Origin of the sequence: Microcoleus sp. PH2017_34_RAT_O_A (assembly GCF_020737885.1) — a bacterium.
Taxonomy (GTDB): Bacteria; Cyanobacteriota; Cyanobacteriia; order Cyanobacteriales; family Microcoleaceae; genus Microcoleus.
In genome coordinates, this window is the sequence record NZ_JAEQDD010000116.1 from 1 (window position 1) to 15,073 (window position 15,073).

The window sequence follows — 15,073 nt, forward strand, 5'->3', positions numbered from 1 at the left end:
CAAATAGTCTCGTGCGATCGCCCGAGTTGCGGACAAAGCTACCCAAATAGTCAAGGATGGGTAGCTTTGTCCATAAATTAAGTTACAGTTTCAAACCCACGACCAATCTCTACCTCACTCTACCCCAAAGCGCTATCTTTTACTCTACGGCTTCTAATTCCTCTAATTCTTGTGTAGACTGCCATCCAGCTTGCCAGAGCGATCGATCTTTGAGCTGTTTGGCGTTCAGCCAGAAACGGACATTTGGATCGCAAGCCGCCACCATTTCCGCAAAAACCCATTGACCTTCGTTTTTTCTGTTGACTACTTGAAAGTGCCGCCACCCCCAAGTTTTTTGGTGAGAAGTCCATCGGGAACCAACTAAATAAGGAAATTTTTGTTTTTTCGGCACAGTGTTTTTGTTGACAAATATATGAGAAAGCAAGTTAATTGCATTGACACTCCCCGCCCTATAAGTGCGGGGATTCTAGGTTCACAGTCGCAACTTGCTCAACCAGGGTTGCCCCAAGTAGAGTAGAGGTTACAACTCCCCCAGCGTTACTTTGGGGATGTCCTCCCCTAGATTTTGCTTTAAGCAAAATGTTGATAGCCGCGTTTGTATCTCTGTGCAGGTTACAGCCGCAAACACAAACATGAGTTCTAGCACTCAGAGACTTTCTGACAACTCGTTTGCATTGGCTGCACTCAGCACTCGTGTAGTGAGGGGGAATAGCAACAGCTAGTTTTCCAAACTTGGTAGCAAAATAGTGAATCCACATTCTGAATAGATACCAGCTAGCGTCTGCAATAGATTTAGCTAAGCAGTGGTTTTTGAGCATATTGCTAATTTTTAAGTCTTCGTAGGCTACTAAATCGTTAGATTTGCATACGTTACGCGCCAATCTCTTAGCGTGTTCATTCCGTTGCCTACTTACCCTTAAATGTTTCTTGGAATATCTAGCCCTTGCTTGACGGCGGTTGTTCGATCCTTTCTGTTTTTTATAAATGCGACGTTGAGCGTGCTTGATGTCAGGTTCAGATTTTCTCAAGAATTTAGGATTGGGTTCGTGATATCCGTTGGAATCTGTGTAGAAAGATTCCAAACCAACATCTAAACCGATCTCTTTCCCTGAAAGAGGCTGAATATCTCGACACTCAACATCGACGCAAAACTGACAGTAATAGCCGTCGGCACGGCGCACCAATCTCACTCGTTTAATAGCTACTACTGGATAAGTATGGATGTCCCATTTACCCAGCAACTTTAGCTCTCCGATACCCTTCTTGTCGGTAAAGGTGATACGCCGTTTGGTTGGAATTAGCGACCATCCACTTGTCTTGTACTCAACCGAGCGATTGGATCGCTGAAATTTTGGGTAGCCCTTTTTACCCGGTTTTTTCTTTTTACAGTTGTCGTAAAATCGAGATATAGACAGCCATCCCCGCTCGGCAGCAGCTTGTACTGCCATCGCATTAAGCTCTTTAACAAAGGCGAATTCTTGGCGCAGTTTTGTAGAATACTTGTTCAAAGCAAATCGATCTATCTTGTCTTCCCTTGATGCGTCCATCCAGTAACGAATTGATTTGTTGCGGATGAATTGCACCGTCTGAATCGCTTCGTCGATCGCTCGATATTGAGATGGTTTTGCTTTGACTTTGTATTCAAGGACTAGCATTGATTCTCCCGCGATTTTACGCTTATTCTAGTATACTACAAGCAGAAAAAACTTCCCGTAAAATATCAAAGCCGTCCTATAAGGACGGGATTTGAAACCCAATTTTCTGATAACTTTTTCTGTGGGATGATATTAATATCATAAATAAAAATTGTTCCTTAGTTCAAGTCATTCACCGGATATCCTCCCTCAGAAAGTTCCACATCTCCAACCGTTACCGTCCAGCCCGACTCCCACGCCTAACCCGGACAAAAATTTCAGATTGTTGCCGGCCCTTCTACAAATGCTGTACCGCGTGAAATTCATACCTGCGACAGTTGCTCAGTATTTAATAGAGGAGAACTCCCAACTCTTTACTCTGTCTGCAAGTAGATGGGTTTATTGTAACTTGCAGGAGTTTCGTCGCGGGACTCAAAAATAAAGGCAGTCTCGCGACTGCCCGTGTAATTAGTTATACCTATTCGATAGGGTTGATTTTTCAGCCGATCGACAAATAGCAAATTTATCCAGCACGAACTCAATCTTGAATCTCAAATCTAAAAGCAAATAACCCAGGTTTTAGTTGTGGACAATAACCCCGTTCTGCGAAACTTACTCAAATCTACTTTTAGAGCAGGTTTGACGTTCACTTCCTTTGTCTGCCAAAGCGGTGGGCCGCTTCCGATCCGCAGGCATTTTTTCGGGTTCAACTCTCCCTACAAACATTTTTTCAATCCGAATTGTGTCTCATTGACCCTGTAGGGTTCAACAAAAAAGCACTTTTAGACAAGATTGACTAATTTATCTGATTCTGTTGCTGCCCCTTAATTACTTCCGTGTGAAGGCTTGTGGCCCGATAAATCCAGAGGAAGCTGGGGAAGCCGGAGTCGCACTGCATTTGTTTGCAGCCAGAGAGTGATGGCGTGCTTCCGCTGTGGAGTCACGTACTCTCCGGGTCTGATCACGCCAGCACAGACGCCGATGTTTTTAATAAGGGTTTCTCGCTCCGATGAACTTGCACCCTGTAGCAACCTGACTTGGGCTTTGATAAAATCCACGTTCATAGCAGAAAGTAAAAGTAACTAAAGAACTCAGTTAAATAGCGATGCTTTGGTTCCAATTGTAACTCTAAAACCACTTGGTACGAATCCAATTGATTCAAGATCCCCGGGATGGGGATCGGGGCCTCTAGAGCTAGCCAACTTTATTTACTTTATCTGTTTTTGCTAGCAAAAGTGTCACCATGCTAGCAGTTTTGACAGAATTTTCCATAGTTAAGAACTGTTACAAATTTACCTAGCCTCCTACAATAATGCAGAGTTTAGTGCTAACGCTACTCTCCGGGACTCAAAAAATTCAGCACAGTCTCCAGATCCTTGCCTTCTTACGTTTTAGCCTCCCCCATAGGGAAGGGATCGATCGCCAAAAATTCCTCTTACATCGCCCCTCTTAACACCCAGACACTACCACCTCACCCTATTGATTTAGATCCCCGCATATGCCTTGCTGTGGACTATAACTTTAGGCATACGTATTGTTACGGGGGCTACCATAAGCGAGCAAGTGTTAATTCTTGTTTATAGATGATATATTTTTTGGCTATTCTTCCAAAGCCATGATTTGTGTTAATTAAGGCAGCTTTATGATGTCCGCACCAACTAAGACTCGGAACTTCTGAGTCGATACATTTTGCTCTCTGTGGCGATGAATTTGTTTTCTAAATTCATTGGGGACGATCGCACACCGACGACAATTGCGAGTTGCGGCTAATTTTGTATAATTTATAACAGAGTGATTAATTCTAATAATTTAAAAACAGCACAATTTTCAATTTTTTCCCATCCGTCACTCGCTCCTAACAGCCAAAAAGATGGGTCAAACAAATCAATACGGCAATACCCACACCCTCAATCTTTAAAATCCCGATTTCACCTTCGCATTTGGTAGTCAATAGCAGTTATATATGGCGGAATTTGCTAGTTCCTAAACTTAAGAGTAAGTATCGAATTACAGCAAAACAGAAGCAATTAATGCCAAAATAAAAAAATAATTTTAGATTTAAGCTGACTTATTGAGGATTTTGGCATCAATCATTTTTTCATAAAACCATCGTTACAGCCATCATTGCGGTAAAAACAAACCTGGCTTTTGAGTCTGGAGAGGCTGGTCTATGGAGGTTTTGGAAATATTGGACGTACACGATAAATATTGATTAACACGCATCTACAATATGTTTTAGTTTCGCAAAAGGCATCGACCTGATAGCATATAAAATCCCCTCTCGCTGGCTCTGCGAAGGGGAAATAGTCCATGATATTATTGTTTAATACGCTCGATGTGTCGTTATCTTCTTGCACTATCAAGAGGTATGGATTGCTATACCTATCTTGACCCCCTAGCTAAGATAATTTCCCGGTGGTAAACCGGAAAATCATTAACTAAATCAACCTTTTTTCTGGCGTTGCAGCTTAGTTTTCCAATTGGCGATCGCCTTTTGAGCCGGCTCATAACTCTTGGTACCCGACGGCACCAGGGAAGCAGCTTCAACTGCCTCTTTCAACTTTCCTTGAGAGGCACGCAACTGAGCAATTTTGAGAATAGCTCCGCTCCACTCTCCAATCAACTGCTGAGCTTCTTCATGCTTTGGCTGACCGGGCTGAATTTTATTCGCTTGCTGGATGCCTTTACTGTAGGAAGAGGCAGCCCCCCGCTTAATTTGACTCGCAGCCGCCGATAGCAAAGCAGCATTGACATCCTGCTCTTTGGATAGCTCCTCCCACTGAACGATCGCCTGTTTCGACTGATTGTAAACCGCTTGATTCACATCAGGCATTAATTTAGCCGCGCCGATCGCCCCGGAGAAATTGCCCCTAGCAGCCCGCCCGTTAGCAATATCCAAAATCACCAAACTCCAGCGCTCAATATCCTGCTGAGCCTGCGGGTAGAGCGGATCGTTAGGCGGAATCGTTCGAGCCTTAACCACCGCTCGATTAAAACTAGAAGCCGAACCATCCTTGAGGAAAGTTTTTGCCTCAGCCCACACCTGCTGGCTTGAGGGAGGCTGCTTGCTATCAGTCGCTGCTTGTACCGCGCGCGGTTGGTTCTGCGCCACTCCACCACCAGCAGATTTTTGAGTCCCGGGGTTTTGGGCATTCTCAGCAGGCGATCGAGAATCTCCTTCCTGCTGACCGATAAAAATCGATTTGTTCGTCAGAAAAACACCCAACAGCAGCACCAAAGCGGTAGCTCCACTCCACAAAACTAACTGCTGTAAAAATGACTTATCCGATCCCCCGTTATCCGTATCCTCGGGCTGTTGCGAGTTCGGTCGATCGCCCCCCCCACCGCTTCCTGGTCTGACAGCATTCGGCTGCGACACAGGAGTCCTCTCAACCGAGGCATCAACCGCGTTGCGAGTTGCCTCGGGCACCTCCATTTGAGCAGTAGCCACAGCCATTTGCGGGCGATCGATCCCATCAGCCATCGCAACCGTCATATTGCCGTTGCGTCCGGCCAATGCAGAAGTCGGCACCCCAGCAGCATCAGGCAAAATCACCAAATGAGCCTTTCCAGGAGGATTCACCACCATCAAAGGTTCTTGTTTGGGACGCAAATGGTGGTCGCACAGCTCCGGTAGCCGATCGCTCAAGAAACGGTCTAAACCCTTAAGCGTCATGCACTGTCCCGATCGCAGCCCCTCTAAAAGCGCCGTCGTAAAAAATCCTTGACGCAGAGCAGAAGTTTCGCGCGAAACTTGATTCGGGCGGCAAGAAAGCACCGTCGGGATTTCCAGTTCCCGGGCCAGCTCTGCCGTTTGAGTGCCGATCGTTTCCCCCGCCTTCACTGTCTGGCTGCGGTTCATATCCACCAGCACCAACACCGTTTCCGTAGGAGCATTTTTCAGAGTATTCAACAGCAACTCTACCGGAATCCCCGTACCCTGAATGTCAGCCGGATTGCCATCAACAGGCATCAAATAATCCTTACCTTCATAGCTGACACCGTAGCCGCTGAAAAAACACCAAAGTAAATCTCCGTGTTGTAAATGTTCCGCGCAGAGGCTTTCGGTCAATTTCAGAATATTTTCCCGATTCGGATACGTAGATTGACCCCACAGCGACGGCGAGCTATCCGTCATCAACAGACATCCATCCGGCGCAAAACCAGCCTCCTCAGTCAAAAAACCGTAAAGTGCCTCTGCATCCTCTTGTGCATAACTCAAAGGCTGGAGTAACTGATATTGATTGATGCCTATTGCAATACAAGCGTGATGTTTCATCCCATATGCCCTATATATATAGTGGACAGATACATTTAACCCAGTAGAGGCTGGCAATCAGCCTCTACTGTGTATGGCGCGATGTGGTAAGATGCAATCTCACGACTACGCGGAGGTATCTCTCAAAGGCTTTAACAAAATGTTAAAGGCGCCATTTATGTCACGACCAATTGCGTGACCGCATTCAGGGGCAACAAATTGTTTGTTACCTGGTAATTTTGTGTGGCTCTGTCCACACTTTCAACAGCTTTTAGATCTATATTCTTCCATTACGTCTACTACAATACATCCACGTTTAGATGCTTGATGCTTCAACGTTTGAAAGAAACGGTATGCAGCTCATGCTACCATCGCTGCTGCTGTTTTGGTAGCCAACCGACCTTCCGGTGCTTTAGCATCTCGGTAGAGCGACTTTCGCTTAGTCCGCTTACCTCGATCGTTCTTCTTTCTGTTTGTGGCTGCTGACGCCTCGGCGAACCAGGGTTGGATTCGATGGTCAAGCTTGCACAAAACGATAACACATCGCCGTTTAACGTTAAAACGACTTTCGCCTCCTTAGTCAGATAAGTAGTTGTCCGAAGGCAGAACTGAAGTATCTGATACTCCTACTATATTGCAGTCAAAAATTATACCCTCTGCCTGCATTCATAAAATGACGTTAAATTGAATACACAGGTCAGTTTATTTGTTCTATGTGAACTAATTTTCAGCAAACTACACCAAACAGGAGTAAAGCGCCAATGGTCTCTACCGCCCCAAAAGAAATATCCACCCACAGGGAATCGCTATTGAAGCAAAAGCATCCTAAAACTCACAACCATTATAGGTTTCAGGATTTTTTTGCCTTCGATCGCGAGTTTGGTACAATTAACGACTGGAATAAGTCCCGCAACATTTTTACCAGCGAAGACTTCATCATCGGTTTAGTGGAGGGACTCGAAGAAGAAGTAGGCCCGGCGTCCTCTGTCATCATGTATACTATTGGTTGCCAGTGGGGGCTGCAAGATTCCGAATTTTTTCAAAAATGGTTTAGCGCCGAATTCAGCCAGAACATTCGCCAGTCGAATCTGATGTTCCTGCTAGAAACTTGGTGGTGGCCTTTCACTGCTCAAGGTTGGGGTCGCTGGGAAGTTGACATGAGCGATCGCAAACATGGCTGCATCTTCATCAACCTATTTGACTCAGCAGTTGCTCGAACTTTGGGCGACGTAGGCAAACCAGTTTGTCACCTATACGCCGGTTTGTTCGCCGGTTTCTTCGGAGCTCTAGTCAAAAAGCCTCTCAGTTGCATAGAACTCCAATGTTACTCAATGGGAGAAACCTATTGTAAATTCCTCCTCGGCAACCCAGACAAAATTGATGCAGCAGCATTCTGGCTCAACGAAGGTGCCAACGCCCGCGATATTCAAAATCGACTGCAACACGGTGAAATATTGCGGTAAACAACCTGGAAAGGCACATCCTCTGCCCTGCCTTTCCTCCCACCAATTTCGCGATCGCACGCATAGCGACCGATGGTGGGTATCTCCAGGCAGGAAGAAAGATGAAAAGTCAAACTTCATGGTTGGGTAAGTCTGTCCAAGACTTCTTTGGTCACTATAATTGGCTGGGACAACCTTTAGAAACCCAAAATGGCTCGACTTCAGGTCAAGCGCTGAGTTTAACGCGATCGGTAGCAGACTTTTTTCAAGCTATTTCTTGGGAAGGAATTCCCGAAGTAGGCGCCCTACCCCTACCGCCACCCTTGCCAGCAATTTCTATTTCTGAACCTGCCGAAGTCACCATTGACGATCTATTCGACCTCTTTTAATCTGCGTGGGGAATTGGAAATGGCCAATAGTTAATATTGGTTAGTTGTTATTTGTTATTGGTGGTAATTACGAAAACTATTACCAACTGCCAACTGCCAACTGTCAACTGTCAACTGTCAACTGTCAACTGACTTCCTTTTATCAATTACCGATTACCAATTAATTAAAATCATGCACCCTGAGATTGAGGCCCTGCTGGATCAGGCAGAAACCCGCTTTCTAAAAGGCGAAGAACTCATAGCCTTTAAGCGTCAAGCTGCAATCCTCGCCCAGCGCTTGAAAATTTACGAATTTTTGCGAGAGAAGGAAGCAAGCATCTTCCAACCAATAGCCAACAAGCTACAAGAAAAATTCCCCGACGAAAAAGAAGAAAACTTAGAACGATCGCTCAAACACTGGGTTTTAGTCTTGCGTTACTGCGCCATGGCCATGCTGCTGAACGATCGAGATTTTCTCGAACAGCGACTTCTCGACTGGGTTTCCGGTATAGTCGAAGCCCACCAAACTCAAAAAATCGAAGCAACTGTTTGCAATATGTTGCAAACTCGTTTAAAAGAACTGCTTTCCGAGCAAGCAAGAGCATTATTGCAACCATTCTTTGACCAAGCAAAATCAATGATTGTTGACCAAGGCAATAAAGAATAGGCAACAGGTAATACTTTAAAAAATGTAATTCAGGAACCATAAATTATGAGTTATAAGTAATAAATTTAATTTTAAACTTAACCCTCATAACTCCTTTTTTACAAACAATCAATTGCCAAATCCAAATTTCCTACATCGATAATAATTAACCTCTTCCGTCTTCCTTCCACGTCCCCATTGCCGATTACCGATGATTAATATTGCCGACTTGCTCAAACAGCCCCGCCTCCCTGGAAACTACTTTGCCAGCGATGCCTACGTCCGAGGCGACCTCGAACTAGGCCTGCTCGAAAACCGCCGGGGCGATCGGCTCATAGCCCTCCCAGAAACACTGATTCAAGCCATTTATATCGGCTTAGAACAAGAAACAGGCCAAGCCGCCCGCCTCGTGCTTTTCAACTGCGGTCGTTGGTGGGGGAAAAACTTCTACGTGCGCTTTTGCGAAGAAGTCAGCGAATACTACGGCCAGCCAGTTTCCGAAATGGAAATGGTAGAATTTATTCAGTCCTTGCAACAGTGCTGGAAAACTCACGGATGGGGAAAATTTGAATTTGACCCCAGCTATTCCGAACAGGGATTTTTAATAGTAAAGATTGGTAACTCTCTTTTTGCTAAAACAGCTCCCAAGTCGAAGCGGCCGGCCTGTTATTTAGAAGCAGGCATCTTAAGTTCCTTCTTTAGTCAGCTTACAGGTCGGGAACTCCACTGCCTGCAAACCTCCTGCGAATCCTTGGGTTCGGACTGCAACCGCTTTATTTTAGGACTGCGCGATCGCCTCCAACCGGCAGATTCTATGGTCGAAGAAGGACAAGCTCATGAAGCTATTATCAGTCAGCTTTGCCAAAAAAACTGACTCGTGTAACAGCTATTAGTTTATTGTTAATAGCTATCAGCTAGGTTATTGGGCGGCTATTTTATCCACCCGACGATCGAACATTACAGACAGTTAAATTATCAAAAATCTACAGAGTTTAAAAAATGGCTCTAGCTATTTCAAAAAAGTTTGACTGTAACTCAATAAGCTTGGGTTAGCTAAGCGTTTCATTGCTGTCCCCGCTCCCTTCGGGAGCGATATGTTATGAAAGCAATCACCAAGACTTTCTTGGGTTCTCAAGTAACAACAGGTGCAGGCATAAAAATTATCTTTTTAACCCAAGCTTAAGTAGTTGGACAAGATTAATTACACTGCGATGCTCGCAAAGCTTCCCAAGTAGTAATTCCCGAGCATTTTTTGTGTAATTAATTGTGTCAGGTTACTTATTGGACTACAACTCGCACCTAGACAATTCATGATTTACCTTAGAACAATACTCCGGACATAATTTTGGCTAATTTTAATGCTCAAAGTCCTATCGAGGCAACTGCTGGAACTCGATATTTTTTTTAATATCAGTGGTGGAGCCTAACAAGATAAAAAATTACTCTTGAAGTTTAACGCCAAAAAAACGTTACATAACAGTTCAAAAAACTGTCAGTATTGTTAGAAACTCATAAAATTTAAAAACAATCACAACCTCAAACTTTTTTCTCAAACTTAATGGACGCCAATGAACTTCTAAATCGATATGCAGCCGGCGAAAGAGATTTTAGACAGGCCAACTTGCGCGGCATTGTGTTGAGTCCGATCGATTTATACCGTTCCAGCGATGCCCCAACTCTACGTTTGGACAATCTTAACGAACACCAGCACAGACCATACTTAATCGGTGCTAACCTCAGTCAAGCCGACCTCACAAAAGCCCATCTGAGCCGAGCCAACCTCAGCAAAGCCGACCTCAGCGGAGCCAATCTGACCGGCGCCAACCTCATGGCAGCAAGTCTCAGCGGAGCCAATCTCACCGACGCCAATCTCACCGACGCCAACCTAGCGGGAGCTCACCTGAATTGGGCAAACCTAACAGGAGCAATTCTCCCCAAGGCAAATCTCATAGGTGCAGATATGAGCGCAGCAAACCTCACCAAAGCCGTTCTGAGCGAAGCAAATCTAAGTAAAGCCTATCTGATTAAAGCCAATCTCAACGGCGCAAACTTGAAAGATGCAGACTTGACTCTAGCAAGTCTCAAAGAGGCAGACTTGAGCGACGCACAGCTCACCGGAGCCGAATTGTCCAAAGCCAACCTAGCCGGAGCCAACTTAACCCGTGCCGAACTCAGCAAAGCCAACCTCAGCAAAGCTAACCTCAGGCGAACTAACCTCACTCAAGCTTATTTAAACAGCGCGTGTTTGAGCGAATCAGATCTCAGCGAAGCTTGCTTGGACAGAGCAAATTTGTGCAAAGCAGATATGAGCAAAACCTACCTCAGAAAGATTACTTTGAATGGCTGCCACTTAAGCGGTATCAACCTCAGCGGGGCAGATTTGGGCGGTGTAGACTTGAGCCGCAAACTTTTAACCGGAATTAATATGGCAGAGGCATTGTTGAACGAAGCCAATTTCAGCGGTGCTTATTTGATGGAAGCTAACTTGAGTGGAGCCAACCTCAGCAAAGCCAACTTGAGCGGGGCATACCTGATCAATGCCAACCTTTCTAATTCTTGCCTGCGTGAAATTGACTTGAGCAAAGCTAACCTCAGTAAAGCCAATTTGCGGAAAGCTGACTTGACAGGAGCAAACCTCCGCGGAGCCATTCTGAGTGAGGCGGATTTGGGGGGAGTTAACTTGCTTGGAGCCATTCTTCCTAACGGCAAAATCTATCACGGTTAATGCGATACCAGTCCGCTAAAACAATACAACCGTTGCCCCTTGCTCCAAGCATTTCTGTAATCAGTCATTCCCGCTCGAAAATGGTATGACTTTCCTTGATTATTTACCGACTATAGTGCGGTTGATGTCGAGAATCGGAAAAAATAAGCTGACTTCTTCAGCAGTCAGATATTGTTTTATTACCTTTTTCATGACATCGTAGGTCACGGTCGAACTATTACGACTGTGAACAGCGCCTAAAATACTTTGCAACCAAAGCAGCAGCCGATCGCGCAACCGTTCAGTATCATTAATCAACAGTGCTGTCGCCGAATGCCTCAATACCCGCACACCATCTCCACGGCACTTTTCAGTCAGATCTTGAGAACCGCGGCGATATAAACTAGGGTCGATAGACTGCATTTGTGCTTCCACCTGCCGAATAATTTCTTTTTCAGAGGCTTGAAGTTTTTTATAAGCGCTCATCCGGTGATTTAAAGACTGAAAGTAGTCTTTCAAAAATTGCAGCTCTTCGGCAGTGGCGTAGCGTCCGTCTGCTTCCGTGCTCAAACGCGCAAGTTGGCTCAACATAGATTTTTCTCAACTACTAAAATACAAACATATCAGTTTTAAGCTTCTTTAGTACGAACTAAATATTGTCCTACTTGGAAGCGGGTTTCATTAAGCTGTGTAACGATCGAACGAGTAATTAACTTTCCCGATTCTACAACTACTTGACCCGTAATTGGGTGTAACAAATCTTGCTGAGCTCGGCGACCGATCAGAGCTTCCACATTTTCAATAGCATTAATGTACATCCCGGCAGGTATCTGTACAACGACACCCTCGCCCATAATTTGAGCCTGACAAGCAAGTCGCGAATTGGATGCCGCTGTAGTAATGACCTCCAGCGTCCTCCTCTCGCGGCGGTTCATGTCAGACAAACCTTCCATGCCCTCTTTAATGTAAACGTGGCAGGTAGCGCACATTCCTCGCCCCCCGCATTCCTTAAGAACGTCTAAGTCTTTGGAAAGTAAGGCAGCCAGGATATTCGATCGAGTTTCCACTGCCATTTCCTCGGCAATTGGATCGAGTCTAATAATTTTAACCATATTGATTTTTCATCCTGTCAAGTTCAGTATGCAAGTGCGATCGACATATTCAAAGCCAAAAAAATTTGGCTAACACTCAAAAAAGCTAAGATGGCTTGACGACAGCATCAACTTCTGGCTCTCTAACCCAGATTGCATAACCGCTAGCTGTTTTGGTAATCGCTGTTGAGTCACCCCTATTCGCCAACTTAGCCACGATGGCTAAAACCTTCGATGGTTCTTGGACGGCTTTGAAAAAACTGTAATACTCACAATCAACTAAAATAGCAGCCACAGGCAGTTCCAGATCCGGCACCCGAATCCGGCAAGATTGATACTGACTGCGAAACTCAAGGATTTTGGTAGGTGCGACCGTGCGATCGCTCCTCGGAGGCTGAGAATGAACCTGAGATAACATAGCAGTACCTGGCGATCGATTCAAAAAATTGAATTTTTGTCAGCATTCTTTACATATTTTAATACTAGCTCAAGCTTTTTCTATAATTAGACCGATGCAACATTCTAAGTACCGTATTTTAGGGCTAGTCGGACAAGGGCAATTTGGTCGAGTTTTTTGTGCCAGCGTTCGAGAAACTCCCGCCAAGGACTCCCGCCTCACCAGCCAACTGGTTGCTCTCAAAGAACTCAGCCATCAAAAAGCCCCAACTAGCGAATTTTTAAGAGAGCTGTGGTTTCTGATCACCTTGCAGCACCCCAACATTGTCACCTGCCGAGCTCTCGAACACACAGCCACAGGCAGATACTTGGTTATGGACTACTGCGAGGGAGGAACTCTCCGTAACCTGCTCAAACAAGACCGTCCCTTGCGACTGCTCGAAGGTTTACAGCTAGTCATGGAACTTTTAGCAGGCTTAGACTACGCCCACCGCCGAGGCGTAGTTCATTGCGACATCAAACCCGAAAATATCCTCCTCACTCTAGGCTCCAAAGGTTGGTCGCCGAGGCTATCTGACTTTGGCATCGCCCGCCGACTTCCAGAAATCGGTACAACTCGCCTCCACCAAGAAATTTCTCCCGACGCTACCGTAGGTTCCCCGGCATACATGGCTCCAGAGCGGTTTTACGGTCTTTATTCCCCCATGTCAGATATATATGCAGTGGGAATTTTGCTGTTTGAGTTGCTCATGGGCTACCGCCCTTTCGGCGGAGCCCCCGGAGACTTGAGGTGGGCGCACCTGAATCAACGCTTGCAACTTCCCGACGCCATCCCCGAACCGTTGCAAGCAATAGTCAAAAAATCTTTGGAAAAGCTGCCGGCCCGCCGTTTTGCCAGTGCTTCCCAAATGGCTCAAGCTCTGCGACTGATCATGTACGACCCCGCTGTCCGGCAATTGGGCGACTGCATTGTTCCTTGGGAAAACCCCACAACCAACAACGCTAAAAGCCTGAAGTCGGACACTGACTCTGCGCTGGAAGTCGAAGAGGAAAAATCATCACAGCCGGCTATTAATTTACTTCGGACTGTTCGTTATTCGGTTTTGCAGCCAAAACCGCTAATACTTCCTGCACCGCTGACTGCTTTAATTGCCACGGAAAAGTATCTCTACGCTTCTGTAGGTAAAGAGGTGAAGGTTTGGTGTCAGCCGGGACAACACGCAGTTACAACAGAAGAAATGCCGACTTCTATATTAATGCCGGAAATTGTGCGTGGCATTTTACCTGCTTCCCACGGCTGCTGCGTTCTCACTCAGCAAAAACTTTACTGGCAGGGCGACGGCTCCTCAGAGCCTCAGTGCCTAATGGATATGGGTTTAAGGCAAGGTGCAGATGCTTTTAAAGCTGCTATTGATTCTCAGGGTCGCTGGTTGACAGTAGCTGTTCCCGGCGAACTGCGTTTTTATGCTTTAGCTGACAATAGCACTGCGGGCGATCGAGAAAAAGCCCTAAAGCCGATCGCTACTGTGGCGTTACCGGAACACTATTTACCAGAATTAACGTTTTTGGATCGACGACACGTTTTAGCCGTTTGGCCAGACAACGAACCAAAAAATCCCCAAACTATTTTTAGAGTTTACACTCGCCGTGGCACATCAGTGGGTTCTGTAAAGTTGTCTGCCAGCGTCGGACAGATGTTGTTGACACCTGAGCCTTATACCTTGCTCGGAATTCCCCAAGGTGGTAAAGCCGCTGTGTTGTCGATGAAATTGTGGCCGCTCAAGCTAGCGCGAATTCCTCTTGAAAGTTTGCCTGTGTCTGCTTGTGTAACTAAGTGGGGATGGGTGTTGGCAGATGCTGGGGGGCAGATAGCAGTGTTAAACAGTCAAGGGATTCAAGTAGGCAATTTTAGTGGCCCTGCCTCACCTCGGGCGATCGCCCCTTGGGGCAGCACAGGTTTGGTGATTGCTGCCAATACTGAGTCCGAGACTCACTTGCACTTTTTAGATGTAGATGTTGAGGAGACTAACCCGCGATCGAATCTCAAAGGCTGATAAATGGTCTAACTGAAAATGTTTGGGGGTGGCTGTAATTAAGGAGATTGTAGTTGCGGGCGATGGATTTGTGTGGGGCTAGGACTTGCAGGTGGGCGATCGATCCGATCGCATACCCCAATCTCCCTGAGTCAAGTACAACGAATGCAGGCACTACTCATATATATATGAATCAGATTGACCAATCACCTAGTGCTGTGGTGAACAGGGTGCGATCGGGCTGACACCGTAACCAAAGTCTTAGTAGCTCTGACTAAATCCAATTATATCCACCTCTGAAGTATTCTACAGACGGCTGTCAAAAACGAGATGGGGGTAAAAAAGCAGGTTCTGGCGTTAAAGCAGATGGGGCGATCGGATATGGGAGCCGGAAGGAACACCCGAAACCCATACGGTGCATGGCTTCAAAAAAAAGTCAAAATTATTTTCGCAAAACGCTTGACAAGCCCTTGCGAAATAAGTATATTAATAAAGCGCCAG

The 15,073-nt window shown here is 45.8% G+C and carries 14 protein-coding genes and 1 pseudogene; 6 read left to right on the top strand and 9 right to left on the bottom strand.

Features of this window, described 5'->3' with window-relative positions:
* Nucleotides 1-139: 139 nt before the first annotated feature.
* The 6 genes and pseudogenes from JGK11_RS28560 to JGK11_RS28585 form a co-directional block, all read right to left on the bottom strand.
* Nucleotides 140-391, bottom strand: coding sequence for a TIGR02450 family Trp-rich protein (locus JGK11_RS28560; RefSeq protein WP_293185459.1), 252 nt, complete (start codon nt 389-391; stop codon nt 140-142).
* 58 nt (nt 392-449) lie between these two features.
* Nucleotides 450-1,655, bottom strand: a complete 1,206-nt coding sequence (locus JGK11_RS28565) for a transposase (protein ID WP_293185460.1) — start codon at nt 1,653-1,655, stop codon at nt 450-452.
* 803 nt (nt 1,656-2,458) lie between these two features.
* Nucleotides 2,459-2,698: a hypothetical protein gene (locus JGK11_RS28570; protein WP_293148907.1), complete on the bottom strand. Its 240-nt coding sequence runs from the start codon at nt 2,696-2,698 to the stop codon at nt 2,459-2,461.
* 1,379 nt (nt 2,699-4,077) lie between these two features.
* Nucleotides 4,078-5,913, bottom strand: coding sequence for a caspase family protein (locus tag JGK11_RS28575; RefSeq protein WP_293192605.1), 1,836 nt, complete (start codon nt 5,911-5,913; stop codon nt 4,078-4,080).
* Between the two features lie 105 nt (nt 5,914-6,018).
* Nucleotides 6,019-6,141 (bottom strand): annotated as a pseudogene (locus JGK11_RS28580) (hypothetical protein); the annotation flags it as partial.
* A gap of 111 nt (nt 6,142-6,252) precedes the next feature.
* Nucleotides 6,253-6,423, bottom strand: a complete 171-nt coding sequence (locus JGK11_RS28585; RefSeq protein WP_293185464.1) for a hypothetical protein — start codon at nt 6,421-6,423, stop codon at nt 6,253-6,255.
* 230 nt (nt 6,424-6,653) lie between these two features.
* On the opposite strand from JGK11_RS28585, the gene JGK11_RS28590 reads away from it, so the two are divergent.
* From JGK11_RS28590 to JGK11_RS28610, 5 genes are all read left to right on the top strand, one after another.
* Nucleotides 6,654-7,355, top strand: a complete 702-nt coding sequence (locus JGK11_RS28590; protein WP_293185466.1) for a V4R domain-containing protein — start codon at nt 6,654-6,656, stop codon at nt 7,353-7,355.
* 101 nt (nt 7,356-7,456) lie between these two features.
* On the top strand, nt 7,457-7,723 hold the full coding sequence (locus JGK11_RS28595; protein WP_293185469.1) for a hypothetical protein: 267 nt from the start codon (nt 7,457-7,459) through the stop codon (nt 7,721-7,723).
* A 172-nt stretch (nt 7,724-7,895) separates the two neighbouring features.
* The gene (locus tag JGK11_RS28600) at nt 7,896-8,369 is read left to right on the top strand and encodes a phycobilisome protein (RefSeq protein ID WP_293185471.1); all 474 of its coding nucleotides are present in this window, start codon (nt 7,896-7,898) and stop codon (nt 8,367-8,369) included.
* Nucleotides 8,370-8,559: 190 nt separating this feature from the next.
* Nucleotides 8,560-9,222, top strand: coding sequence for a V4R domain-containing protein (locus JGK11_RS28605; RefSeq protein ID WP_293185472.1), 663 nt, complete (start codon nt 8,560-8,562; stop codon nt 9,220-9,222).
* Nucleotides 9,223-9,906: 684 nt separating this feature from the next.
* The gene (locus JGK11_RS28610; RefSeq protein ID WP_293192603.1) at nt 9,907-11,073 is read left to right on the top strand and encodes a pentapeptide repeat-containing protein; all 1,167 of its coding nucleotides are present in this window, start codon (nt 9,907-9,909) and stop codon (nt 11,071-11,073) included.
* Nucleotides 11,074-11,172: 99 nt separating this feature from the next.
* Here the strand turns inward: JGK11_RS28610 and JGK11_RS28615 are convergent, their stop codons facing one another.
* The 3 genes from JGK11_RS28615 to JGK11_RS28625 form a co-directional block, all read right to left on the bottom strand.
* Nucleotides 11,173-11,643, bottom strand: coding sequence for a phycobilisome protein (locus JGK11_RS28615; protein WP_293187096.1), 471 nt, complete (start codon nt 11,641-11,643; stop codon nt 11,173-11,175).
* Nucleotides 11,644-11,681: 38 nt separating this feature from the next.
* The gene (locus JGK11_RS28620) at nt 11,682-12,164 is read right to left on the bottom strand and encodes a 2Fe-2S iron-sulfur cluster-binding protein (protein WP_293187095.1); all 483 of its coding nucleotides are present in this window, start codon (nt 12,162-12,164) and stop codon (nt 11,682-11,684) included.
* An 85-nt stretch (nt 12,165-12,249) separates the two neighbouring features.
* Nucleotides 12,250-12,561, bottom strand: a complete 312-nt coding sequence (locus JGK11_RS28625) for a hypothetical protein (protein ID WP_293187094.1) — start codon at nt 12,559-12,561, stop codon at nt 12,250-12,252.
* Nucleotides 12,562-12,655: 94 nt separating this feature from the next.
* Here JGK11_RS28625 and JGK11_RS28630 point away from each other — a divergent pair, with 94 nt between their 5' ends.
* Nucleotides 12,656-14,593: a serine/threonine-protein kinase gene (locus JGK11_RS28630; protein WP_293192601.1), complete on the top strand. Its 1,938-nt coding sequence runs from the start codon at nt 12,656-12,658 to the stop codon at nt 14,591-14,593.
* Nucleotides 14,594-15,073: the final 480 nt, after the last annotated feature.